The 23,972-nt window shown below is 69.6% G+C and carries 19 protein-coding genes and 1 pseudogene; 17 read left to right on the top strand and 3 right to left on the bottom strand.

Going from position 1 to position 23,972, the window contains the following annotated elements; all coding sequences use genetic code 11:
- Positions 1-222: 222 nt before the first annotated feature.
- The 6 genes from ABD289_RS09050 (at position 223) to ABD289_RS09025 (ending at position 6,422) form a co-directional block, all read left to right on the top strand.
- Entirely contained in the window at positions 223-2,124 is a 1,902-nt protein-coding gene (locus ABD289_RS09050; RefSeq protein ID WP_344128726.1) for a DUF2075 domain-containing protein, read from the top strand.
- Between the two features lie 390 nt (positions 2,125-2,514).
- A complete protein-coding gene (locus ABD289_RS09045) occupies positions 2,515-3,315 on the top strand; it encodes a crotonase/enoyl-CoA hydratase family protein (RefSeq protein ID WP_344128724.1) in 801 nt (266 codons plus the stop codon).
- A gap of 116 nt (positions 3,316-3,431) precedes the next feature.
- A complete protein-coding gene (locus ABD289_RS09040) occupies positions 3,432-3,854 on the top strand; it encodes a hypothetical protein (protein WP_344128722.1) in 423 nt (140 codons plus the stop codon).
- 143 nt (positions 3,855-3,997) lie between these two features.
- Positions 3,998-4,468, top strand: a complete 471-nt coding sequence (locus ABD289_RS09035) for a VOC family protein (RefSeq protein WP_344128720.1) — start codon at positions 3,998-4,000, stop codon at positions 4,466-4,468.
- A gap of 243 nt (positions 4,469-4,711) precedes the next feature.
- A complete protein-coding gene (locus tag ABD289_RS09030; RefSeq protein WP_344128718.1) occupies positions 4,712-5,257 on the top strand; it encodes a hypothetical protein in 546 nt (181 codons plus the stop codon).
- A gap of 52 nt (positions 5,258-5,309) precedes the next feature.
- Positions 5,310-6,422, top strand: coding sequence for a low temperature requirement protein A (locus ABD289_RS09025; protein WP_344128716.1), 1,113 nt, complete (start codon positions 5,310-5,312; stop codon positions 6,420-6,422).
- Positions 6,423-6,479: 57 nt separating this feature from the next.
- Here the strand turns inward: ABD289_RS09025 and ABD289_RS09020 are convergent, their stop codons facing one another.
- Together ABD289_RS09020 and ABD289_RS09015 are read right to left on the bottom strand one after the other, a co-directional pair.
- Positions 6,480-7,157 carry a PIG-L deacetylase family protein gene (locus ABD289_RS09020; protein ID WP_344128714.1) on the bottom strand — a complete coding sequence of 226 codons (678 nt, stop codon included), beginning with the start codon at positions 7,155-7,157 and terminating at the stop codon, positions 6,480-6,482.
- A gap of 1,510 nt (positions 7,158-8,667) precedes the next feature.
- Positions 8,668-8,835 (bottom strand): annotated as a pseudogene (locus ABD289_RS09015) (integrase core domain-containing protein); the annotation flags it as partial.
- 806 nt (positions 8,836-9,641) lie between these two features.
- Here ABD289_RS09015 and ABD289_RS09010 point away from each other — a divergent pair.
- The 11 genes from ABD289_RS09010 (at position 9,642) to ABD289_RS08960 (ending at position 22,565) form a co-directional block, all read left to right on the top strand.
- Positions 9,642-10,769 (top strand): polyprenyl synthetase family protein, encoded by a 1,128-nt coding sequence (locus ABD289_RS09010; RefSeq protein ID WP_344128712.1) that lies wholly within the window; start codon positions 9,642-9,644, stop codon positions 10,767-10,769.
- Positions 10,770-10,806: 37 nt separating this feature from the next.
- Positions 10,807-12,336, top strand: coding sequence for a phytoene desaturase family protein (gene crtI / locus ABD289_RS09005; protein ID WP_344128710.1), 1,530 nt, complete (start codon positions 10,807-10,809; stop codon positions 12,334-12,336).
- Positions 12,333-13,322 carry a phytoene/squalene synthase family protein gene (locus tag ABD289_RS09000; RefSeq protein ID WP_344128708.1) on the top strand — a complete coding sequence of 330 codons (990 nt, stop codon included), beginning with the start codon at positions 12,333-12,335 and terminating at the stop codon, positions 13,320-13,322. Before crtI ends, ABD289_RS09000 begins: the two co-directional genes overlap by 4 nt.
- Positions 13,312-13,671, top strand: a complete 360-nt coding sequence (locus ABD289_RS08995; protein ID WP_344128706.1) for a lycopene cyclase domain-containing protein — start codon at positions 13,312-13,314, stop codon at positions 13,669-13,671. The genes ABD289_RS09000 and ABD289_RS08995 overlap by 11 nt, the downstream gene beginning before the upstream one ends.
- Complete coding sequence (locus tag ABD289_RS08990; protein WP_344128704.1) at positions 13,668-14,009, top strand: lycopene cyclase domain-containing protein; 342 nt, start codon at positions 13,668-13,670, stop codon at positions 14,007-14,009. The genes ABD289_RS08995 and ABD289_RS08990 overlap by 4 nt, the downstream gene beginning before the upstream one ends.
- A complete protein-coding gene (locus tag ABD289_RS08985; RefSeq protein WP_344128702.1) occupies positions 14,006-14,758 on the top strand; it encodes a class I SAM-dependent methyltransferase in 753 nt (250 codons plus the stop codon). The genes ABD289_RS08990 and ABD289_RS08985 overlap by 4 nt, the downstream gene beginning before the upstream one ends.
- Positions 14,748-16,325 (top strand): FAD-dependent oxidoreductase, encoded by a 1,578-nt coding sequence (locus ABD289_RS08980; protein ID WP_344128700.1) that lies wholly within the window; start codon positions 14,748-14,750, stop codon positions 16,323-16,325. Before ABD289_RS08985 ends, ABD289_RS08980 begins: the two co-directional genes overlap by 11 nt.
- The gene (locus ABD289_RS08975; protein WP_344128698.1) at positions 16,322-17,332 is read left to right on the top strand and encodes a DUF5914 domain-containing protein; all 1,011 of its coding nucleotides are present in this window, start codon (positions 16,322-16,324) and stop codon (positions 17,330-17,332) included. The genes ABD289_RS08980 and ABD289_RS08975 overlap by 4 nt, the downstream gene beginning before the upstream one ends.
- Before the next feature lie 142 nt (positions 17,333-17,474).
- Positions 17,475-18,842: a cryptochrome/photolyase family protein gene (locus tag ABD289_RS08970; RefSeq protein WP_344128696.1), complete on the top strand. Its 1,368-nt coding sequence runs from the start codon at positions 17,475-17,477 to the stop codon at positions 18,840-18,842.
- A 214-nt stretch (positions 18,843-19,056) separates the two neighbouring features.
- Positions 19,057-21,144: a putative bifunctional diguanylate cyclase/phosphodiesterase gene (locus ABD289_RS08965; protein ID WP_344128694.1), complete on the top strand. Its 2,088-nt coding sequence runs from the start codon at positions 19,057-19,059 to the stop codon at positions 21,142-21,144.
- Positions 21,145-21,398: 254 nt separating this feature from the next.
- The gene (locus tag ABD289_RS08960) at positions 21,399-22,565 is read left to right on the top strand and encodes a transposase (RefSeq protein WP_344129191.1); all 1,167 of its coding nucleotides are present in this window, start codon (positions 21,399-21,401) and stop codon (positions 22,563-22,565) included.
- A 25-nt stretch (positions 22,566-22,590) separates the two neighbouring features.
- Here the strand turns inward: ABD289_RS08960 and ABD289_RS08955 are convergent, their stop codons facing one another.
- Positions 22,591-23,874 carry an Nramp family divalent metal transporter gene (locus ABD289_RS08955; protein WP_344128692.1) on the bottom strand — a complete coding sequence of 428 codons (1,284 nt, stop codon included), beginning with the start codon at positions 23,872-23,874 and terminating at the stop codon, positions 22,591-22,593.
- Positions 23,875-23,972 lie beyond the last annotated feature (98 nt).

The raw sequence follows: 23,972 nt of genomic DNA, 5'->3' as shown, positions 1-23,972 counted from the left end.
CGACAGGCGACTTCGGCAGGCTCCAAGACTCCAGAACGACCCGCTTCAGCAAGAAGCCTGACCGAAAACCACTGCTTCTGCTTCGCCCAACCCTGATCGCCATTCGTGTGATCAACAGGATAGTCTTACCTCGGAAGATCGCGGCCCGACGGGCACCGAAGTCGCCACTTCGTCGCTGCCCCCACCCGCGCGTTGACCACGCGTGTCCAGTGGGGGTTGAAGATGGCTCTGATCCGTCGCAGCGCGGCTGAATTGCTCGATGAGGCGAAGGCTGATCGGCTGCACACCCTGCTCAGCGAACAAGCGAAGTTTCAGTTCGAATCGCGGGTCCCGCGCGCCGAGGTATTGTCCTGGCAACGCAGCCTCCCGGTACTGCTGACCGATCTCGCGGACGCCGGGCTCGGTCACGTCGAGGTGCTCCTGGAGCACAAGCTCCCGCACAGCCCGCGGCGAGTCGATGCCGTCCTCTGCGGGACGCACCCCACCACAGGTGAACCGAGTTACGTGCTCGTCGAGTTGAAGCAGTGGTCCCAGGTGGAAGAGGCTGTCGACGAGCTCGTCCGCGTCCCGGCGTACGGGTCGAGCCCCGTACTGCACCCGGTCACTCAGGTGCAGCGGTACTGCGAATACCTCATCGACTCGACGCCAGCCTTGGCAGCAGCGCCGCAGTGCGTCCGCGGGATTGCCTACCTTCATAACGCGTGCAACGTCGGCGTCGCAGCGCTGCGCGAGGGCTATGCCCCGAGCGAGTTCGGCCGTCTCTTCACCCTCGACGACCGCGGCGATCTCGTCGACCACTTGCGGTCGGTGCTCGACGGCGCGGGCGACCGCGACGCCGCGCGCAGCGCCGCCGACGACTTCCTGGGATTCACGCACGGCCCATCGAAGCCACTGCTCAATGTTGCCACCAAGGAAATCCAGGAACGCGAGCAGTTCGTTCTGCTCGACGAGCAGCGAGTTGCCTTCGACGTCGTCACGCGAGCTGTTCGCGAGGCGCGAGCCGCCAGCACGCGCACCGTTGTGATCGTGCTCGGAGGCCCTGGCTCGGGCAAGAGCGTGATCGCCCTCAGCCTTGTCGGCGAGCTCGCCCGGCAAGGCCGGCAAGTTCATCACGCCACCGGTTCCAGCGCGTTCACCCGCACGTTGCGCAAGATCGCTGGTAGCCGCAAACCACGCGTTCAGAGCCTCTTCAAGTACTTCAACAACTACATCGAGTCCGAGGCCCGCGAACTCGATGTCCTGGTCTGCGACGAAGCGCACCGCATCCGCGAGAACAGCGTGAACCGCTTCACCAAGAAGGAAGCCCGCGAGCGCGCCGGTCGCCAGATCGACGAACTGATCAACGTCGCGTCGGTTCCCGTGTTCCTCCTCGACGAGAACCAGATCGTGCGACCGGGCGAAATGGGATCGCTGGAAGAAATCACCACGGCGGCGAAGTCCAACGGATGCGAAGTCGAGGTCGTACGGCTGGAAGGCCAGTTCCGCTGCGGCGGTTCCGAAGCGTTCGACACCTGGGTGTCACGATTCCTCGGACTCGAACAGGCCGAACCCGTGCAGTGGAGTCGGCTTTCCGCTTCTTCGGACGAGGATTTCGTCGTCACCAGCGCCGCTTCTCCGCAGGAGATGGAAGCGTGGTTGCACACCCAACAGGGCGAACACGGCGGAACCGCCCGGATCGCAGCCGGATACTGCTGGCCCTGGAGCGATCCCGCCAAGACGGACTCCGGAAAGCACCTCGTCGACGACGTCGTCATTGAGGCCTGGGACTGGAAGCGCCCTTGGAACGCCAAGCCCGAGAAACGCGTCCCGGACGCCCCGGAGTCCTACTTCTGGGCCAGCGACGAGCGCGGGTTCGGTCAGGTCGGATGCATCTACACCGCCCAAGGCTTCGAATACGACTGGGCAGGCGTCATCATCGGACCGGACCTCGTCCGCCGCGACGGCCAGTGGCACGCGCGCCGGGAATACGCCCACGACCCGGCGGTCCGCAAAGCGGACGATCTCCACTTCACCGCGCTCATCCGCAACACCTACAAAGTTCTCCTCACGCGGGGAATGAGCGGAGTCTGCGTCTACTCCACCGACCCGGAGACCCAGGAGTTCCTCGAACACGTCACGCGTTGAGCGGGCGGCACGCGGCTCAACGCGCGTCGTGCTAGCCGAGTTGTCGAACGCTGCGCTTAGCTCAGCCGTCCGGTGTGCGGACCGTTAGGGGAGCAACTACCTCCGGTTCCCGCGTCCGCGTCCCGTGCCCGGTAACCCACCGGAAACACGCTCGGCCGCCGGTGCTCTGCCGCGCTCTGACGTCACGGCCTGCGTGCGCACCGACCGCATACCGGCCACACGGCGCAGCTCGACCTCTGCTGGGTCGCGGTCGTCGCATCGAAGGCTGGTGCTCCGAACGACACGGGTCGTTCCCTCTCAGCGCCCGCACCCACGCCAGCCCCGGACATGACATGCCTTCCCGCGTGAGAGGTTGTTCGCGAGCAAGAGCGAGGCGGGAGGAGCCGGCTGATGACCGATGTGCTGCTGGTCGAGCGTGCCGAGCACGTGGAGACCTGGACGATCAACCTGCCCGATCAGCGCAATCCCATCTCCAGCGAGGAGATGATCGAGGCCTTCGAGGTGAATGCGCGGCGGGTCCAGCAAGATCTCGACGTGCGCTGCATCGTGCTCACCGGTGCGGGCAAGGCCTTCTCCGCGGGCGGCAACGTCACCGACATGCGCGAGAAGCAGGGCATGTTCGCCGGTAACCCCTGGCAGATGCGCAACGGCTACCGCGATGGCATTCAGCGCATCCCGCTGGCGCTGGCCGAGTGCGAGGTGCCGCTGGTCGCCGCGGTCAACGGTCCGGCCGTGGGTGCGGGCTGCGATCTCGCGATGATGTGCGATCTGCGGGTGGCTTCGACCAACGCGTGGTTCGCCGAGTCCTTCGTCCAGCTGGGCATCATCCCCGGGGACGGTGGCGCGTGGTTCCTCACTCAAGCCGTCGGTCCGCAGCGGGCGGCCGAGATGGCGCTCACCGGCGATCGCGTCGACGCCGCGACGGCGCTCGAGTGGGGCATGCTCGCCCGCGTCGTGGAGCCGGAGCGCCTGCTCGACGAGGCGCGTGCGCTGGCCGGTCGGGTCGCCAAGAACCCGCCGCACGCCACGCGCATGGCCAAGCGGCTGCTGCAGGAGTCCCGCACCGGCGGGCTGCGCCAGGTGCTGGAGCTCTCGGCCACCATGCAGGCCTTGTCGCACCACACCGACGACCACGCGGAGGCGATGGCGGCGGTGCAGGACAAGCGGCCCGGAACGTTCGGCGGCAGCTAGTCCAGCAGTTTCATCGTGCCCAGGACGCGTTGGTGACCTGCTGCCGATGCGCGCAGAATGCGTGGAGAGGCCCCTGGGCGCTGGAAGGGCGCGCGTCGGGAGGCGAGGCTGTGGACATGTCATCGGAGCGTCGTGCCGGGGATTCGCCCGCTGCGGGCGGGCGGCGGTCCTTGCTGGCCTGGCGAGTGGCGAGCGCGTTGCTGCTGCTGGCCATGGGCGGTATCCACCTGTACTTGGTCATCAGCGGCACCGGCGGGTTGCTCGGTGCGCTGTTCGTGGTCAACGCGCTCGGCTCGCTCGTGCTGGCGGTCGCGATGGTGGGTCTGCACCGGCGCCTGCTGCTGACGAGCGTGCTGAGCCTGCTGCTCATGGCGGGCACGCTGCTGGCCCTGGTGATCGCGTTGACCCCGGCCGGGCTCTTCGGGCTGCGCTCGAGTCTCAGCTACCAGCTCGCGCCGACCAGCCTCGTCGTGGAGTCCGTCGGCGTGCTGGTGCTCGCGGTGACCGCGGTGCTGGTGTTCCGCGAGCGCGCCGATTGAGTCGTGCTCGGCTCCCGCACCGCAGGACCAATTCCTCTGTCTCTCATCTCCCCCAGCACGCACGCTCGAGGTAGCGATGCCTCTCCTGCCACCGCAGCGAGGGAGCCCGGTCGCAACTCCACTCGACCCGCAAGGGGGATCCCATGAGCGAGGTTCAACCGATTCCGGAAGGCTATCCGCGGGTAACACCGTATCTTCTCGTCGACAACGGTGCTGCCGCGATCGACTTCTACACGTCCGTGCTGGGTGCCGAGGAGCGAATGCGGATGCCCACCCAGGACGGCGGGATCGGGCACGCCGAGCTCAGCATCGGCGATTCCGTCATCATGCTCTCGGACATGGACGAGCACGATCCGCGCGCCTTGGGCGGTACGCCGGTGCTGCTGCACGTCTACGTCGAAGACGTGGACCGGATCTACGACAAGGCCCTGCAAGCGGGAGCGGTCGGCGTCAGCCCTGTCGAAGACCAGTTCTACGGCGATCGCGCGGGTCAGTTCGACGACCCCTTCGGGCACCGCTGGTCCATCGCCACGCACGTCGAGGAGGTCTCCGAGGAGGAGATGCAACGACGCGTCGAGCAGGTGATGAGCGGCAGCGCAACCGGCGCGGAGTGAGTTCTCGCGGGTGTGCGCACCCGCGGCACGACCGCCAGGACGTCCGGGTCGACCAAGTCCCGTCGTGAACCGGATGGCCTGGCGGCCCTCGGCCTGTGAATCTGCGTGTTCCGCAACGTCGGAACGAGCAGGTTCACAGGCTTGACGGCATGTTTTCAGCGCGGCCACCGTCCGGCACTTCGCGGAACCCTCGCGATTCGGCGAACTCGCGTGTCCCGGACCGCCGTACGCGCTCTCGCCACCGTGGCGGGTTCCGCGCTCGCGCTGCTCGCCGGAATGGCGGGGCCGGTCCATCTCACCGCTGACCCTCGGTACGTTCGCTGGGCTGTGCGGAGGACCGTGCGCGACCGTGAGCACCTGGAACAGCGCCTGCCGCGGCGTGCCTGGGTCCGGCTGGACCGGCTCGCCCGCATCACCAAGACCGGCGACATCGTGGTGCTCGCCGATGACCACCAGACCAGCTCCCGTGGAAGCGTTCACCACCGGCCCGGTGCGCTCCCCCTCCCGCGCGTCGCCGAGGGATGGCAACTCCACGAAGCCCTGCGCGACGGGATCCGCACCGGCACGCAGCACCGGCGGGTCGAGGTCGACGCCGCTGCCACCGAAGCGTTCGCGCTGGAATCCTCCAGCGCATCCGAGCAACCGGGCGACACGGACGACCCGGTGACCGCCCGCGTGCCCACCTTCCTGAGAACATCAACGGCACGAGCAAGACCGTTGAGACAAGGCAGCACGACCGCTCGGTCTGCCGGGAAGGAACGCGTTGAGCCCGAACACCGATCCGCATGAGGCGGGACGGCGACCTCGCCTGATGCGGCCCGAGGGACCTCGCCGCTCCGAGGTGGCGCCGATCGAGCTTTTCTTCGACCTGGTCTACGTCTTCGCGATCGTGCAGATCTCGCACACCTTGCTGGACCACCTCAGCTTGCTCGGCTTCGTGCAGGTCGCCGTGCTGTTCGGGGCCGTGTGGTGGGCCTGGAACTACTCGGCGTGGGCGATGAACTGGCTGGATCCGCACAGCGGAGCGGTCCGCGTCCTCAACGGACTGCTGATGCTGGCGGCGCTGGGCATGTCGCTGGCGTTGCCGCACGCCTTCGCCGAGGACGGGCTGCTGTTCGCGGCCTGCTACGTGGCCGCGCAGGTCGGGCGTCCGGCGTTCATGGCGATCGCGCTGCGCGGACACGTGCTGGCGAAGAACTACACGAACCTGCTGGCCTGGAGCGCTTCGGCAGGTGTGCTGTTCCTCGTCGGCGCTTTCCTCGAGCCGGGGCCGCGACTGGTGGTGTGGCTGGTGGCGCTGATCGTCGACGTGGCGGCGCCGCGATTCCAGTTCCGCTTCCCGGGGCTGGGTTCGGCGCCGATGCACACCTGGCCGACAGATCCCGAGCATCTCGCCGAGCGCAATCGCGGCGTGTTCATCATCGCGCTCGGCGAGTCGATCCTGATCATGGGCTTCACGCTCTCCGAGCTGGATCCGATCCCGGCGCGGGCGGTGCTGGCGGCGCTGCTCGGGTTCTTCGGGTTGTTCGTGCTGTGGTGGGCCTACTTCGCGCTGGCCGGTGCGGACACTCAGGCGAGCCGCGGGGACGCGAGCACGCGCTCGCTGCGCTCGGCCTTCGCCTACGCGCACGCGCTGATGGTCGCGGGCGCGATCGTGGTGGCGGTGTCGATCGAGCTGCGCATCAGCCACGCCGAGATGTCCCCGGCGGTGGTGCTGACGACGGTGGGCGGCCCATTGATCTACCTGCTGGGCAACATCCTGTTCCTGCGCTCGCGGACCGGGTCGGTGGCCCGTGCCCGCTACATCGCCGCTACGGCGCTGATCGTGGTCGGTGTCGTGGGCCTGGTCGTCGGCCACTCGGCGCCATCGCTGCTCATCGGGCTGGCCACGGTGGCGGTCATGGGCACGCTGGCCGTGGTCACCCAGGTCACGGCGAAGCGCGAGCCCGCCTGACCACTCGAGCGGTGCCGGCGGCCCGGCCGCCGGCACCTCGATCCTTCGCGGACGGGCTCAGGCGACGTCGCGCAGTTCGAACGCGGCGGCGTAGGTGGTTCCGAACAGCTCCCCCGCCTGGCTCGCGTTGCCGAGGACGTGCTCGACCGACCACTGCTCCCCGCCGAGCGCCTCGAGGTAGGCGCGGTGTTCGCGCAGCGCGGCCAGGCCGGTCTCGATCGTGCCGGTGACATCCACCGCGTGGTCGATCTCCGGCGAGTCGGCGATGGCGATCCAGCGCAGCCGCGGGAAGTCGTTCTCGCGCAGGCACTCCAGCACCGCGTGGCCGGTGTTGCGGTGGTCGTCGGTGTTGCCGCCGCCGTTGGCCCAGCGGGCGCGGTGGTTGAGCAGCACGATCAGCTCGGGGTCCCAGCGCCGGACGGCGTCGGCGATCGCCCGCCGCAGCTCGGCGGTGTTGCGGATCGCGGAATCGGCGAAGCCGAGGAATTCCGGCTCGGCGACCCCGACGCGCGCGGCCGCAGCCCGCTCCTCCTGCTCGCGCAGCGGGCCCGCTCGCTCGGGCGGCATGCCCTCGATCCCGGCCTCACCGCTGGTGACGAAGACGTATCCGACCTCGCGGCCGGACCCGGTCCAGCGCGCGACCGCGGCCGCGGGCCCGTACTCCACGTCGTCGGGGTGGGCCATCACGCACACGGCCCGCGTCCACTGTTCCGGGAACGGCTGCAGCGACCTCATGACTCTCCTGGGCTCACGGGTTCTCGTGGCCGAGTACACCCCCGTACTCGGCCATTAGGTTGGTCGCAGGCGGCTGATCGGTCGTTGTCCTCCGAGTGCGCTGGGGAGCGTTGAGTGTTGTAGTGCTTGATCCAGGCGGCAAGAGCGGCGGCAAGAGCGGTAGTGCGGTCGTTGTTGGTGATGAAGGCCCGTAGGTTGGATTGACGACCAAGTACACCTAGGATTCTGGGTTCGAGGGGGCCGGTGTCCCGGTTCGCAGATCGGCGAACCAGTCGGCGTAGCGCGTGTTGCGCGCCATGCGCCGGCTGAGATCTGGTGCACCGTCAGTCCACCAAACCGGTCCGCGCTCGCCGAGAGCCCGCTTCGCACTATCGATGTTCTCTCGTGCCCGCTCGCGTGCGGCTTGGTCTCCACGGCGCGTCGCCGCCCGCTTCGCCCGTCGTGCGGCCATCAGTTCTCGGGTGAGCCGGGCGCGTTCGCGAGGGGTGAGGTTCGGGTCGGCGCACCGCCACAACCGACCTCGTACGACGAAGTAACGCCCGTCCGGTGTCACGGGATGTCGCATGACCCCACAGTATGTGACTTGAGGGGTGACAGCCGAATCGCTCGGGCGACTACCACACCTCAATTGATACGGGCGTTATGACTTGTCATCGGCCCGGTGGGCTTCCGAGTTCTGATCGTAACCTGCGCGCTCGTAGGCGGACTCGACATCGCCTGGGAGTGCTGGCCGAGGTGGCCGTGAATGCGCCGACCTTTGTACCCGTCGACGAACTAAACCTCGGTGATCTCGACGTCCCCCGGTACGACACGCAAGAGCGACTCCGCCGCATCGCCGAGCACTGCGCGCAACAGCTGTTGTGCGGCCCGGGCTGGTCGAACGTTCGTGCTGCGCGAGCATATTCGTCTCCTGAATCGCTGGCGGAAGCGGTCGACCTCGTGCTCAGCGCCGTGCCCGTGCACCTCAGTGGCCCGCCCTCGGCGGTGAATTGTCGCCGCGCGCCGGACCCAAGAGAGGTTCCGCTACCCGCACCGCCACGCAAACCCCAAAAGAAAACGTCCCCTAAAGCAACGAGCGCGCGGCGAAGAATCGGTCGCTCAGCGCTCGTGCGTCCCGCAGCCGAGGAAGCACGGAGTGCAGGGCCGGTACGCGCCCGTGGTTCCGATGCGGCCACGTGGCCATACTGGTGGTCTGATGTCGGAAACGGCGCTGCGTCCGTTGACATAGCTGCGGTCGACGGACTTCGAGTTCTAATCCCCCCTTCACCGCGAGCGCTACAGAACGGTTCTCGCCAGGCGGGGCACGCGGCACGGCTGAACGGATGCGGTCACTTCCAGGCCGCGTGCTGATCCGGCGGTCGGCACCGTTCGAACGCCCGGTCGGCTCCGCGACTCCCGGCAGTGGTTGATGTCGAGTGAGTCCTGACCGACAACGGCGCCTGCTACACCCCCGTGCCTGGCGTGTCTGGAAAGACGCCCTCGCCGAAGTCGGATCACGCACAAGCGCACGGGGGTGGTTGGCAGCGAGTGCGGTGTAGCTGCGGTGGTGATTGTAGGTGTGTAGCCAGGCGCGCAGGGCGGGGCGGCATTCGGTTCGGGAGTCGTAGGGCGGGCATACGCCCATTCGTCGAGCAGGGTGCTAGCGCTCGACCTTCCCGTTGGTCTGGGGCCGGTAGGGCGTCAGCCACGTACCCGACCTCGCGGGCCAGTACAACTGGCGCGTGTTGCGCGACGCCCCATTGGGTGGACGGCCGTCAGATCGAGTCGCATTGGTTTTGCATTGTTCCTAGCATCGTTTCGAATCGTCACTCCGCGTACCCGAGTCGAGATGAGCTGGACGCCATGGCTGACACTGCCGCTCGCCGAAGTCATCCGGCACAGCTCGTGCGCAGCGCCGGGCTGTTGGCGTTCGCCGGATTGGGGTTCGCCGACGGGCTGCCGTTTTTCTCGATTGCCGGGCAGCCGGGAAGGGACCCGCCTCCATCGCGGCTGCCGCGATCGGGGCCGCGTTCGTGCTCTTCGGCCTGGCTCGCCTGGCGATCCCCAACTCCCCGCTTAACGTGCTCCCGAACGTGTTCTTCAGCTTGATCTCCGGCCTGATCCTGCTGGCCCTGGGCCTCTACGGGCGGATGACCGGCAGGTTGCCCGCGGGCAACCCGTACCGCCTCCGGCGGGAACGAGGCGCGATGCCGGAAGCCTGTGCTCGATCCGCGGAAGCCGACCGGGAGCGGGACCAGAAGCTCGCCGCCGCCGAGCTGGCCATTTTCGAGGGGATCCCACTCCGGAGCAGGAGGCGGTGGTACGCGCGGAATTGCGCGGATTGCAGTCCCAGGAGCAGACGAGGCAGCACGATCGCAGGGCCCGGAGGTGCCGGGCTGATCGGCGAGGAATCGCCGCGTGGTGCACGCGCGGCCGAATGGCGCAGCAGCGCGAGCAGTTCGGGTCGGGCAATCCGGAGCGAAGGGCGGGTCAGAGGTGCACCGAGTGTCCATCGTTGACACGAACGCGGCGGGGGCGGAAGCCGAACCGTCCGCAGCCGGTCGGCGAGCCGACCTCGACGGCTGGTTGAACAGCGTTCGCGACAGGGCAGCCGACCACGTGCGGGAGTTCGTCCGCGCCCAGTGCGCGTGCCACTTCCGAGGGCTGCCGGACGAGGACTTCCTGATCGACCTGCTCACCGAGTACGGCACGGGTGGCAAGTACCTGCGCTCGACGTTCGCCTACCTCGGCTGGCTCAGCGCGGGCGAGCCGGGCGACACCGCGCTGCGAGCCGCTGGCAGCACCGAACTGCTGCACGCGTTCGCACTCGTGCAGGACGACGTGATGGACGGTTCCGCGATCCGCCGGGGCCGCCCGGCGGCGCACGTGCGGCTCGCCGACTGGCATCGGGGAGAAGGTCTGTCCGGATCGTCCGAGCGGTTCGGCACGTCATCGGCCGTCCTGCTGGGTGATCTGCTCCTCGTGTGGGCCGAACAGCTGCTCCGGGAGAGCGGCATGGCGACGACCGCGCTCGACCGGGCTTGGCCGGTCTACGACCGGATGCGCAGCGAGCTAGCGGTGGGGCAGTTCGCCGACCTGCTCAACGATGCCCGGGGGTTCCCGGAGCTCGACGACGTGCTGGCGGTCGCCCGCCGCAAGTCGGGGAACTACACCGTGCGGCGACCGCTGGAGCTCGGTGCTCTCCTCGCCGGGTGCGATGTGGAGGTGCTGGAGGTCTTGCGGCGCTACGGCACCCTCGTCGGGGAGGCGTTCCAGCTGCGCGACGACCTGATCGGAGTGTTCGGCACCGCATCGGTGACGGGCAAGCCGGGTGCCGCCGACCTGTGGGACCGCAAGGCGACCACCGTCGTCGTTCTCGCCCGTGACCTCGCTGCTCCCGTTGCGCGGGAGCGGATGTCGGAGCTGTTCGCCGCCGCTGAGCTCGACGTGACCGATGTCGAGCAGTGGCGCGAGCTGATCGCGAGCACGGACGCACCGGACCGCGTCGAGGAGCTCATCGCCGACCGGGTCGCCGAAGCGCAGCACGTGGTCTCCTCGGCACCGCTCGACTCCTTCCTCGGAGAAGCACTGGCGGACATGGCGGTTCGATGCACCAAAGGCGAAAAGCGTTGACCGCCCGTATCGGGTGTCAGGCGCGCGGAGGTGCCGCATGCGGGCGGTGACGGGTCGAACGGACCGCGTGGTGGTGGTCGGGGCCGGGTTCGCCGGGCTGTCCGCCGCGCTGCACTTGGCGGGACGCGGGCGGCAGGTCGAGCTGCTGGAGCGGGAGCACGTTCCCGGCGGGCGCGCCGGGAGGCTGGACATGCTGGGCTACCGCGTGGACACCGGGCCGACCGTGCTGACCATGCCGGACATCCTCGAGCAGACCTTCGCGGCGGTCGGGGCGCGCATGTCCGACCACCTCGACCTGCTCCCGGTGGACCCCGCCTACCGAGCCGTGTTCGCGGACGGGAGCAGCCTGGCGGTGCACCGCGACGCGGCGGCGATGGCCGAGGAGATCAGGGCGTTCTCAGGCGCTGCCGACGCGGCCGGCTACCAGCGGCTCCGGTCGTGGCTCACCGAGCTGTACCGGGTCCAGTACGACCGCTTCATCGCGTCGAACTTGGACTCCCCGCTCTCCCTGCTCACCCCGGAACTGGCGCGTCTCGTGGCGATGGGGGCGTTCGGGAGGCTCGACCGCGCAATCGGCCGGTTCCTCTCCGACCCCCGGCTGCGCCGGGTGTTCAGCTTCCAAGCGCTCTACGCGGGCGTGTCGCCGCAGCGAGCGCTCGCCGCGTACGCGGTGATCTCCTACATGGACACGATCGCGGGTGTTTGGTTTCCCCGCGGCGGCGTGCGAGCGGTTCCCGATGGACTGGCCCGAGCGGCGGAGAACGCGGGTGTGCGGATCCACTACGGCGCCGAGGTCGACTCGTTGGAGCGCTCGGGCGCGCGGGTGCGGGCCGTCCGGACCTCGGACGGGAGGCGCTTCGGCTGCGACGCGGCGGTTCTCACGACCGATTCTCCGGTCGCGCACCGGCTGCTCGGGAGCGAACCTCGTCGCGTGGTGCCGCTGCGTCCGTCGCCGTCGGCCTTCGTGGTGCACCTGGGAGTGCGCGCGCAACCCGAGGCGCTCGCCCACCACACGATCTCGTTCGGGGACGGGTGGCGCTCGACGTTCCACGACCTCATCACCGAGGGCAGGTTGATGCGCGATCCCTCGCTGCTGGTGACCAGGCCGACCTCGACGGACCCGGCGCTCGCACCCGAGGGGCGCGACCTGGTGAGCGTGCTCGCCCCGGTGCCAAATCTCCGCCGGGGACCGATCGACTGGGCGGAGCGCGCCGAGTCCTACGCCGACGAGCTCGTCGGCCTGGTGGAAGACCGGCTGCTGCCGGGCGTGCGCGCGTCGGTGGAGGCATCGCACGTGCTGACCCCGGCGGACTGGGCCGAGCGGGGCATGGTCGCCGGGACACCGTTCGCCTGGTCGCACACGCTCGCGCAAACGGGTCCGTTCCGGCCAGGCAACTTCCCCCGGGGTACGGAGAACGTGGTGCTGGCCGGTTCCTCCACCGTGCCGGGGGTCGGGGTGCCGACCGCGCTGATCTCCGGGCGCCTGGCGGCGGACCGCGTCACCGGAGCGGCCTGGCCGCGCTCGGCGAAGCGCGGCCCGAAGCGAACGATGGGAGATCGCGTGTGAGAGACGCGGAACTCGACGCCGCAGCGATCACCGATCCGCGGCTCCGCCAGGCCTACCAGCGGTGCCGCAGCCTCAACGCGCGGCACGGACGGACCTACTTCCTGGCGACCCGCCTGCTGCCCAAGGGGCGCCGGCCCGCGGTGCACGCGCTGTACGGGTTCGCCCGCTGGGCCGACGACATCGTCGACGAGCCCGGGCCATCGGCGCCCCCCGGCGAGCCCGGTGCGGCGCTGGCCCAGCTGCGACGCGAGCTGCTGGCCGGTCTCGACCGGGGCGGCAGCCGGGACGAGCTGCTCGCGGCGGTGGTGGACACCGCGGGGCGCTACGGGCTGGACCGAAGCCTGTTCGAGGACTTCCTGGCCTCCATGCGCATGGACCTCTCCGTGACCGACTACCCGGATCGAGCGGCCCTGGACCGGTACATGCGCGGCTCGGCCGAAGTCATCGGGCTGCAACTGCTGCCGGTGCTGGGCACCGTAGGCCCGCCCGAGCACGCGGCTCCGCACGCCGCGGCGCTGGGCAAGGCGTTCCAGCTGACCAATTTCCTGCGGGACGTCGCCGAGGACCTGGACCGCGACCGGGTCTACCTGCCGGCCGACGAGCTGGCCGCGCACGGCGTGGACCGGGAACTGCTCGCCTGGTGCAGGCAGCACCGGCGCACCGATCCGCGGGTTCGCCGGGCTCTGGCCGAGCAGCACGCCGCAGCAAGGGAGGTCTACCGCTTCGCGCGGGCGGGAATCGAGCTGCTGGAACCGGTTTCGCGCCCCTGCGTCGAGACCGCGTGCACCCTCTACGCCGAGATCCTGGACCGCATCGAGGATCAGGACTTCGCGGTGTTCCAGCGGCGCGCGGCAGTCGGAAGGTGGCGTCGGGACCGCGTCGCGACGTCGGGCTTGTTCCGCGCGGCCCTGGCCCGGTGGGAAAGTGGCGCACCGCGCACCGGGCAGCGGGACAACCACCAGCCGGAGGTGGGCCATGACACCTGACCAGCTGCGCTACCTGCTCATCCTCGCCCTGTGCGTGGCCATCACAGCTCCGCTGGAATTCCTCGGGGGCAAGGTATACCGCAGGCCGCTGAGGACGATCAAGAGCGTGCTGCCGGTGGCGGCGGTGTTCCTGATCTGGGATGCGGTGGCCATCGCGGGCGGGGTGTGGTGGTTCGACTCGCGCCGCGTCACCGGGGTGGAAGTGCTCGGCGAGCTGCCGCTGGAGGAAGTGCTGTTCTTCGCGGTGATCCCGCTCTGCGCACTGCTGACCTTCGGCTGTGTCGAGGCGCTGCTCGCGGCCTCCCGACGGACGCCGCGCGCACCCGCCCGGAAGGAGCGTGCTCCGTGATCGGCATCGGTTACACCCTGCCCGCCGTGCTCTCGGTCCTGATCGTGCTGGTGTGGGAGGCGGCAATGCTGCGCACCGGGCTGTTCGGCAAGCCGAGCTACTGGCTGACCTTGGCCATCGTGCTCGGCTTCCAGATCCCGGTCGATGGCCTGCTCACCAGGCTCGACGAGCCGGTCGTCCGCTACGCCGCGGAGCACTTCAGCGGTGTGCGGTTCCCGTGGGACATCCCCGTCGAGGACTTCCTGTTCGGGTTCTCGCTGGTGACCTCGGTGCTGCTGCTCTGGGAACGCCAGCGGCGCGCGGAAGCGCGGCCGCAGGAAGCAGGGGAGCCGCGGTGAAGCCCGGCGAGATCGGTGCGTGCGGCCCCGCGGTGGCCGCGGCCTTCGACGGTGCGGCGGATTCCTACGACCGGCTCGTGGCGGTCAACCCCGGGTACCACCGGCATCTCCGCTCCTCGGCTCGCCGCATGTGCCTACCCGAGGCGGGCTCCGGCCTGCGCCTGCTCGACGCGGGTTGCGGAACGGGAGCATCGACCGCGGCGCTGCTGGCGGTGCACCCGCACGCGGAGATCGTGGCGGTGGACGCATCGGCGGAGATGCTGGCGCGAGCGCGGCGCAAGAGCTGGCCGGAATCGGTGCGGTTCGTGCACGCTCCGGTCGAGTCGCTCGCCGAAGCCGGCGTGCGCGGCCCGTTCGACGGCATCTTCGCCGCGTACCTGATCCGCAACCTGGTCGATCCGGACGCGCGGTTGCGCGCGTTGCGGGCTCTGCTGCGCCCGGGTGGAGCGCTGGGCGTTCACGAGTACTCCGTTCGCGACTCGCCGCTGGCTCGCGCCACGTGGCACGCGGTGTGCTGCGGAGTGATCATCCCCGCCGGGTGGGCCGCGACAGGTGATGCCTCGCTGTTCCGGTACCTGCGGCGCAGCGTCGCGGCGTTCGACGGCGTGAGTCGGTTCCGCCGCAGGCTGGGCGAGGCGGGCTTCACGGCGGTGCGCTCGGCGACCATGACGGGCTGGCAGCGGAGGATCGTGCACACCTTCGTCGCCGAGCGACCCGCGGAACCGGGACGAGGTCCAGATGAGCGTTGAGATCGCCACCGATCGCAGGGTCGTCCGCCACCCCGCGCCCCGTGCACGCGCGCAGCCGGTGGAGCGGACGCCCGGCAGGCCGCGGGTGGTCGTCGTCGGCGGCGGGATCGCCGGGCTCTGCGCGGCGACCGGACTCGCCGAACGCGGGGTGGAGGTTCGGCTCATCGAGCGCGAGTCCTACCTCGGCGGCAGGGTGGGCGGCTGGACCGAGCAGCTCGGCGACGGCGGGGAGGTCGCCATGAGCCGCGGCTTCCACGCCTTCTTCCGGCAGTACTACAACCTGCGGCGGCTGCTCCAGCGCGCAGATCCGGGGCTGGAGAGGCTGACCGCGCTGGACGACTACCCGCTGCTGGACTCGCGCGGACGCTTGGACAGCTTTCGAGGTCTGCCCCGCAACCCGCCGTGGAACGCGGTCGCCTTCGCGCTGCGCAGCCCCACGTTCCGCAAGCAGGACCTGCTCCGCCTGGATCCGCGCGCCGCTGCCCCGCTGGGCAACGTCACCGTGCCCGGCATCTACCACCGGCTGGACCACCTGGACGCCGAGAGCTTCCTGCGGTCGATCAACTTCCCTCCCGCCGCCCGGCACCTGGCGTTCGAGGTCTTCTCCCGCAGCTTCTTCGCGCATCCTTCGCAGATGTCCGCTGCGGAACTGGCCGCGATGTTCCACATCTACTTCCTCGGTTCCAGCGAGGGAATTCTCTTCGACGTCCCGGACGCCGGCTTCGACCGGAGCCTGTGGACACCGCTGCAGAAGTACTTGGCCGCCCGCGGGGCCGAGTTCCGCACCGGCACCGCCGTTCAGCGGATCGATCTCGTGGACGGTCCCCGGCCCTTCCGGGTGCACGACGACGCGGGAAACACCGACGAGGCCGACGGTGTGGTCCTCGCCGCGGACGTGGCCGGACTGCGCGACCTCCTCGACGCGTCCCCGGCGCTGGGCGCACCGCGCTGGCGCGAGTCGGTGCGGAACTTGCGCACCGCACCACCGTTCTTCGTCCAGCGCCTCTGGCTCGACGAACCTGTCGCACCGCACCGCCCTGCCTTCCTGGGCACGGCCGGCCGAGCGCCGCTGGACAACATCAGCGTGCTCGACCGCTACGATCGCGACGCGCAGGACTGGGCGGCCCGTCGCGGGGGCTCGACCGTCGAACTCCACGCCTACGGGATTTCCGTCGACCGCGGCGCCGGGCAGCACGAGCACACCGGGAGGTTGCGCCGGGATCTGCTGCGCCGCCTGCACGAGATCTACCCGGAGACCGCACGGGCGGGCATCGCCGCCGAATCGTTCCTCTGGCGCGAGGACTGCCCGTTGTTCGGGGTGGGCGATTTCGCCCGGAGGCCGGGGGTCGCGACCCCGCACCCCGGTCTGGTGCTGGCCGGTGACGGGATCCGGATCGATCTCCCGGTGGCCTTGATGGAGCGCGCGGCGACCACCGGTTGGCACGCCGCCAACCGCCTGCTGGAGAGGTGGGGCTTGCCCGGCCACGACCTGTTCTCGGTGCCGACCGCCGGGCGAACGGCGGCGCTGCGCTGGCTCACCTCGCGAGTGAAGGAGGGCACGCGATGACGAAGTGGCGAGCGCTGCAACGGCGTTGGCCCCGCAGCTGGCCCCTGCAACCGGTCCTCGAGCGCGCTTGGGCCGACCAGGAGCCGACCTATCGCGACGCCGAACCGGCGATCATCGAGGCCGCGCTGAAGCGGGCCGAGGCGAGACCGTCCGGGAACTGGTACGTCCTCGCCGCCAGCAGCAACATCGGCACCGGGAACCCCCGCGGCTTCCAGGTCGCCGGGATCGAGCTGGTCGCTTGGCGCGACTCCGGAGGAGAGCTCCGCGTCGGTCCGGGCAGCTGCCCCCACCTGGGCGCACCCCTGAGCCAAGCCGCCGTGGACTGCGACTCCCTGGTGTGCCGCTGGCACGGGCTCCGCGTGGGGCCGAACGCGGGCCGGGGCTGGAAACCGCTGCCGTGCCACGACGACGGGGTTCTCGCGTGGGTCAGGCTGGACCACGTCGGCGGCGAGGAGCCGCTGGACGAACCCGTCCTCGCCGAGCGGCCCCCGGCGGACACCGGCGTCGCGGCGGTGTCCTCGGTGGTCGGCGTGTGCGAACCCTCGGACATCGTCGCCAACCGCTTGGACCCCTGGCACGGGGCGTGGTTCCACCCCTACTCGTTCACCCGGCTGACAGTGCTCAGCGCCCCGCCGCACGTTCTCGATGACCACTCGGAGGACCGGTTCCTGGTGGAGGTGACCTTCCGCGTCGCTGGCCGGTTCGGCGTTCCGGTGCGCGCGGAGTTCGTCTGCCCTGAGCCGAGGACCGTGGTGATGCGCATCATCGAGGGCGAAGGCGTGGGGAGCGTGGTGGAAACGCACGCGACACCGCTCGGCCGGGCAGCCGACGGCCGGTTCCGGACCGCCGTCGTCGAGGCGGTGGTGGCTGATTCGACTCGCCCCGGCTTCGCGGTCGCCCGGCGGGCCGCGGCGGTGCTGCGCCCGATCATCGAACGCACGGCCGCCAGGCTGTGGCGCGACGACCTGGCCTACGCGGAAAGGCGCTACGCACTGCGAAACCGTTGAACTCCACTGCTACCGACCCGGCCGGTCCGAACCAGGTCCGGCCGGGAGCACGGGGCAACCTCCCACCCGCCAGCCGACGTGCGAACACCTCGGGAACGAGGCGCGCCGCAGCGTCCCCCCGTCCCTCCGGAGTCTTCCACCGATGTCCACGACCTCGATCGTCGTGTTCACCCGTGACCTGCGAGTGCACGACAACCCGGTGCTCGCCGCAGCGGCGGCGGCCGACTACATCCTGCCGCTGTTCGTGCACGACGAGGCCCTGGTGGCGACCGGGTTCGCCACCGGGCGCCGCAGGCGGTTCCTCGACGAGTGCCTCGCGGACCTCGACGCGCGGCTGCGCGAGCGCGGTGCCGCGCTCATCCGGCGTGCGGGCGACCTGGCCACCGAGGTGGCCCGGCTCGCGCACGAGGTCGACGCCGCAGCGGTGCACATCGCCGCCGACGCATCTGATTTCGCCGAACGGCGGCAGCGGCGCCTCGCCGAGGCGCTGACCACCCGCCGTTGCGAGCTCGTGGTACACGACGCGGTGCACACCGTGCTGGCCGCGGGCGCGGTCACGCCGCAGGGCAACGACCACTTCGCGGTCTTCACCCCGTACCACCGCCGCTGGGTGGGCGCCTTCCGCCGGAAGATCGCGTCCGCGCCCCGCCGCCTGCGACTGCCTCCCGCGGTTCCGGAGCCGGAGGCCGCGGTGGCAGCGGGAAGCGAGTCGGGGATGCCCGGTGGGGAAACCGAAGCCCGTCGCCGGGCGCACCGCTGGCTCAGCGACGAGGTCGACCGCTACCACACCCGTCACGACGATCTCGCCGCCGAGCGCGGGACTTCCCGGCTGTCGCCCTACTTGCACTTCGGGTGCTTGTCCGCGCTCGAACTCGTCTCCGAAGCCGGGACGCGGCACACCGACGGCGCCGATGCCTTCGTCCGTCAGCTGGCCTGGCGGGACTTCCACTTCCAGGTGCTGGCGGCCCGTCCGAAGTCGGCCCACGACGACTACCGGACGCGCGGGGACGCCTGGCGCGACGATCCGCAAGCGCTACAGGCGTGGCAGGAGGGCCAGACCGGTATCCCGGTCGTCGACGCCGGAATGCGCCAGCTGGCCGCCGAGGGCTGGATGCACAACCGCGCCCGGCTGGTCACCGGCAGCTTCCTGACCAAGACGCTCTACCTGGACTGGCGTGCCGGTGCGGCGCACTTCCAGCGCCACCTGCTCGATGGCGACGTCGCCAACAACCAGATGAACTGGCAGTGGGTGGCCGGCACCGGCACCGACACCCGCCCGAACCGCGTCCTCAACCCGCTGCGGCAAGCCGAGCGCTACGACCCCACCGGTGATTACGTGCGCCGCTGGGTGCCCGAACTCGCCGGTCTCGATGACCCGCGCGATCTGCACCAGCCCTGGAAGCTCGGGCCGGGGGAGCTGCGCAGGCTCGGTTATCCGGCACCGATCGTCGACCTCGAGAAGGCACGCGATCGGTTCCAGCAGAACCGGCAGCTCGGCCCGGACCTGTGACCGCACCCCGCCGCCGGAGCACGGTCGGTTCGGTGGGTAATTCGGGTCGAACGAGTTGGTATCCCGAAGGAGTGCGATCGCTTGTTTTCGGGCCTTTGGGCACGGTTGTTCGTGCTGATGACGAGGCATTCTTGTAAATGAAGTCCGTGGTCGTCGGGTCAGCGCTTGGCGTTGATCCGCGCGACTGAGGTCCAGGCCGGTCAGGGGATTGCTGATGGATCACCACCTGAGGTCGTTCGAGCAGCGCGAGCCGTGGGCGGTGCAGGCGGGTGCGGAGAAGATCCTGGCCGCTGAGGACATGCGCGACTACGCGATCTACCCGCTGGATGCCGAAGGCCGGGTCGCCAGCTGGAACACCGGTGCCGCGCGGCTCGAGGGCTACTCCAGCGGAGAGGTAATCGGTCGGCACAACTCCCTGTTCTACCCTCGTGACCAGGTCGCCAGCCGTTACCCCGAATGGGTGCTGGAACGGGCGGCCGAGGACGGCTTCTTCATCGACCGCGGCTGGCGGGTGCGCAAGGACGGCAGCTGGTACTGGGCGCACGTGGTGATGACCGTGCAGCGGACCCCCGGTGGGTTGCTGGACGGGTTCGTCAAGGTGGTCCGCAACGAGACCGCGGCAGACGCGCGCCGCGAGCGCACCGCGCGTCGCTTTACCGACCTCTTCGAGCTCGCGCCCTCGGCGATCGGCCTGCTCGACGATTCCGGCAGGATCCTGGAGGCCAACGGCGCGCTGTGCGACCTGCTCGGCTACCGCTTGCCCGAACTGCGCGAGGTGGCCGGATCCGATGTGCTGCACGAGACCGACACCGGTGGCGATCTGATCTCCGGAACCCCGGTTTCCACCGTGCAGCAACCGATTCCGCACCGCGTGCTGCGGCATTCCGATGGCAGCCCGGTGAGCTGCCAGATCTACAGCGCGGCCTCGGTGCGCGACGACGGCAGCCGGTCCTGGCTGGTGATCTTCCACGACGTGAGCGAGCAGCTGCGGCACGCCGAGACGCTGCGCCACCAGGCCACCCACGACGAACTGACCGGGCTGCTCAACCGGCGCGGCTTCGAGGAACGGATGTCCCGGCTGGCGTCCGTGCAGCCCGGTGAAATCGGCGTCGTGTTCTGCGACCTCAACAACTTCAAGCGGGTCAACGATGCCCTCGGCCACGAGGCCGGCGACCGGTTGCTCGCCGCGGTCGCCAAGCGCCTGCAAGTCGAGCTCCCGCTCAACTGCGAACCGGCCCGGTTCTACGGCGACGAGTTCGCCATCATCTGCACCGACCTCCACGGTGAGGCCGACTTGGCCGCGCTGACCCGCGAAATCGCGGGGCTCTTCCAGATGGAGGTGCCGCTGGAGGCGCGGCATGTGCGGCTCTCGGCATCGGCCGGGTCGGCGTTGGTCACCTGTGCCGACACCAGCACCATCGACCTGCTGCGCTCGGCCGAGGTCGCGATGAACGAGGATCGCGTGCGGGGGCACGGGCAGCTCAACACCGCGATCGGCAACGCTCGCCCGGACGAGGCCAAGCGCGATCAGCTGGCGCTCGAGGAGCACCTGCGCGAGGCCATCGGCCAGGACCGGATCGACCTGCACTACCAGCCGGTGATCGACAACGACGGCTCGGTGATCATCGCCGAGGTCCTGCTGCGCTGGCAGCACCCGGAGCTCGGTCCGCTGTCCCCGGAGGTCGTGCTGGAAGTCGCGCGCGGCGGTGGCATGCTCGCCGAGCTGGACGGCTGCGTGCTGCGCAACGCGCTGCGCGAGGCTGTCGGATGGCAGTCGCCTAGTGGCAAACCCGTGCGGGTCTCGATCAACCTGGCCGGGTTGCTGCCGGAGCAACCGGATTTCGTGCGCGTCGTGCGCGACGCCATCAAGGAGGCGGGCATCGATCCGGGCCGCGTGGTGCTGGAGCTGGTGGAATCGGTGCTCGCCCGGCTCGACGCGGAATCCCGGGAGCGCATGATGATGCTGGTCGATGATGGCGTGCAGTTCGCCGTCGACGACTTCGGCACGGGGTACTCCTCGCTCGCCCGGATCAAGGAGATGCCCACCCAGATCATCAAGCTGGACCGCAGGTTCGTCTCCGGCGTGGGGGTCGACCCCGACGACCTGGGCATCGCCCGCGCCATCACCGAGCTCGGCCGCACGCTGGGCCGCTTCTGCATCGCCGAGGGCGTCGAGAACACCACCCAGCACCACCTGCTGCGCGCCGTCGCCGTCGACGCCTACCAGGGCTACCTCTTCTCCCCGCCGATCCCACCCGGTCAATTCCGCGCCTACCTCGCCGAACCGCCATTCCAGCGGTAGCCCGGCGGTGCTCGGCGTCAGGCAACCGCCGATGCGCGGCTCAGCCGCGACCGAGGGAACGGGCAGTACCACCTCGCCGGTGGCTCGGCCGTGCTGATCCAGGAGCCAGCTTGCGGGGCCGCAGCGTGAGCACCGACTCGGACAGGCGCAGGGAGCTTCTCCTTCACCAGGCGTTCGCTGCGCATCAGGTCACCAGAGGATCTCGCCCGAACCAGGAACATCAGGCTGCTGCAGTGCTTCGTCAGGCAACGTTGATGTTGTCACTCCGTCGGCTTGACCTCGCTGGTGGCGCTGTGAAGGCTGCTGCTGGAGGTGGTGTGGGGGGTGGCACGTCGGCCCGAGGCGTTCGTACGGGAGTTAGAGCCCGCGGAGGCCCAGCGTTCGGTCAAGATCACCAGGGCCGCGAAGGACCGGGTCCGGTTACGGCGGCGGGGATCGTGCTCGCCTCGATGCGGGGCCGGTCCGCGGCGGACACCGCAGCGATGTCCGCCGCCTCGCCGCAGCACGCGCGGGAGATCATCCGGGCGTTCAACGAACGGGGATTTCCGTCGCTGGGCCGAAAATTGAGGGGCTGCCGCCCGGCTAAGTTCGTGCCGACCACCCGCGCGATCACCTGTCATACAGCGAAAGCCCCACCCCAGAGGCTGGGGCTGCCATTCACGACGTGGAGCCTGTCCAAGCCGGCCGACTACCTCGGAGAGGCCAAGCAAATCCTCATCAGCACTGAGGTTGTCCGCGAGATCTTGCGTGAGGCCGGTGTCCAGTGGCAGGCCACGAAACCTGGGAAGCCAGCCGGGACCCGGAACTCACCACCAAGATGGCCCGGACCCTCGATCTCTATGATCATCCACCCGGGGATGGTCGGGTGTTCTGTGTCGACGAGTTCGGCCCGCTTAACCTGCAACCCCGCCCAGGACACGGCTGGTTCCCCACTGGGCAGCCCGGGCGGGTTGCGGGCGACGTTCAACCGCACCGGCGGCATCCGGCACATGTTCGCCGCCCTGGCCCTTCCCAGCGGGCAGATGTTCTACCGGTTCCGCGACCGCAAGTGCTGGCGCGAGTTCCTCGGCTTCTGCGAACAACTCCGAGTTCGGTTCCCCACCGGCAAGCTCCACCTGATCTGGACAAACTACGGGTCCCACGAGAAAGACCAGGTCCAAGCGTGGTGCCGAGCCAACGGGACCGAGGTGGTGTTCACTCCCACCGACGCCTCGTGGCTGAACTGGATCGAGTGCGAGTTCACCGCCCTGCGGTACTTCCCCCGGCGGCAGCGACTACCCCTCCCACCAGGCACAACAAGCCGCGATCGCCGCCTACATCCGCTGGACCAACCGACACGCTCACCCCAAACGCCGCTTCGTCCCCGACTCCGAGTTCCGCAGGCCCGATTACCTACCCAACATTGCCTGACGAAGCACTAGATCACCGCAGCGCGAGCGCGCCGGGTCAGCTGAACAGGCCGAACAGCTGGTCGTAGGCGACGTAGACGAACAGCACCAGGCACAGCCCGAGGAAGAAGTTCGACAACCAGCCGGATCGTCCCCTGCCCGCGACGCGGTTGGAGTTGAGCAGCAGCAGCAGCGTTGCGGCCAGGAACGGCATGAACAGCGAGCCGAGCACGCCGTAGGTCACCGTGAGCATGAACGGCTTGTCCAGGAACAGCAGTGCCATCGGCGGGAACGTCAGCCACACCAGGTAGGCGCGGAAGGCGGGGCTGTGCCAGCCGGCATCGCGGCCGTAAGACTCGACGGAGTCGTCGGCGTCCTTGGGCAGCCGCACGGTGCGCCACCAGTCCGCGAACAGCAGGCTCACGCCGTTCCACACGCCGATCACCGAGGAGAAGGACACGGCGAAGAAGCCGACCAGGAACGGGATCCTGGCCCATTGCCCGTAGTCGGCCGCGAGCGTGTCGCCGAGGATCAGCAGGCCCTCGTCGTCGTCGACCACGTTGTGCCCGATCAGCAGCTCGGCGCCGACCACCAGCATGGCGATCACGAACAGGCCGGTGGTCACGTAGCCCACGGCGTTGTCCATGCGCATCATCGGCAGCCATCGCGGCCCGCGCCAGCCCTTGGCCAGCGTCCAGTAGCCGTAGGCGGCCATCGTGATGGTGCCGCCGACGCCGCCGACCAGACCCAGCATGTAGGCCAGCGAATCGTCCGGCAGCTGCGGCACGAAGCCGGTGAACAGGTCGCCGAGCTGCGGGGTCACCAGGACCGCGGTGCCGACCACGGTCACGAACATGACGCCGACCAGGACGGTGATGACCTTCTCCAGCACCGCGTAGCGGCCGAACCACACGAGCAGGAAGCCCGCGAGTCCGCACAGGATCCCCCAGTAGCGCACCGACAGGCCGGGGAACAGCGCGTTCAGCGGCAGGCCGGAGGCCGACATCGCGGTCGCGCCGTAGCTGAATCCCCACACCACGGCGTAGATGCCGAAGTACCACAGCGCCCACTCGCCGAGCATCCGCCAGCCGGACAGGATCGTCTTACCCGAGGCCAGGTGCCACCGGCCGACCGCCTCGCCGAGCGCGAGCTTGAACACCGCGCCGAGGATGACGGCCCACAGCAGCGCGTAGCCGAACTTGGAACCGGCCACCATGGTCGCGACGAGATCTCCCGCGCCAACACCGGTGGCAGCGGCCATGATCCCCGGTCCGATCTGGCGCAAGCGTTCGCGCCAGTTCTCCGGTGGTTCTCCGACGTTGGTGGCCTGCTCACTGGACATGGTCGGACCATAACGGCGCGAAGGCCATCCGAAAACACTCATGCGGTCACGACGCGGACACATCGGTGGCGAACTCGCCCGCGCCCGCTCTCCACCGG

This window comes from Saccharopolyspora halophila, assembly GCF_039531955.1.
GTDB classification, from domain to species: domain Bacteria; phylum Actinomycetota; class Actinomycetes; order Mycobacteriales; family Pseudonocardiaceae; genus Saccharopolyspora; species Saccharopolyspora halophila.
This window is presented reverse-complemented; position numbering and strand designations above follow the sequence as displayed.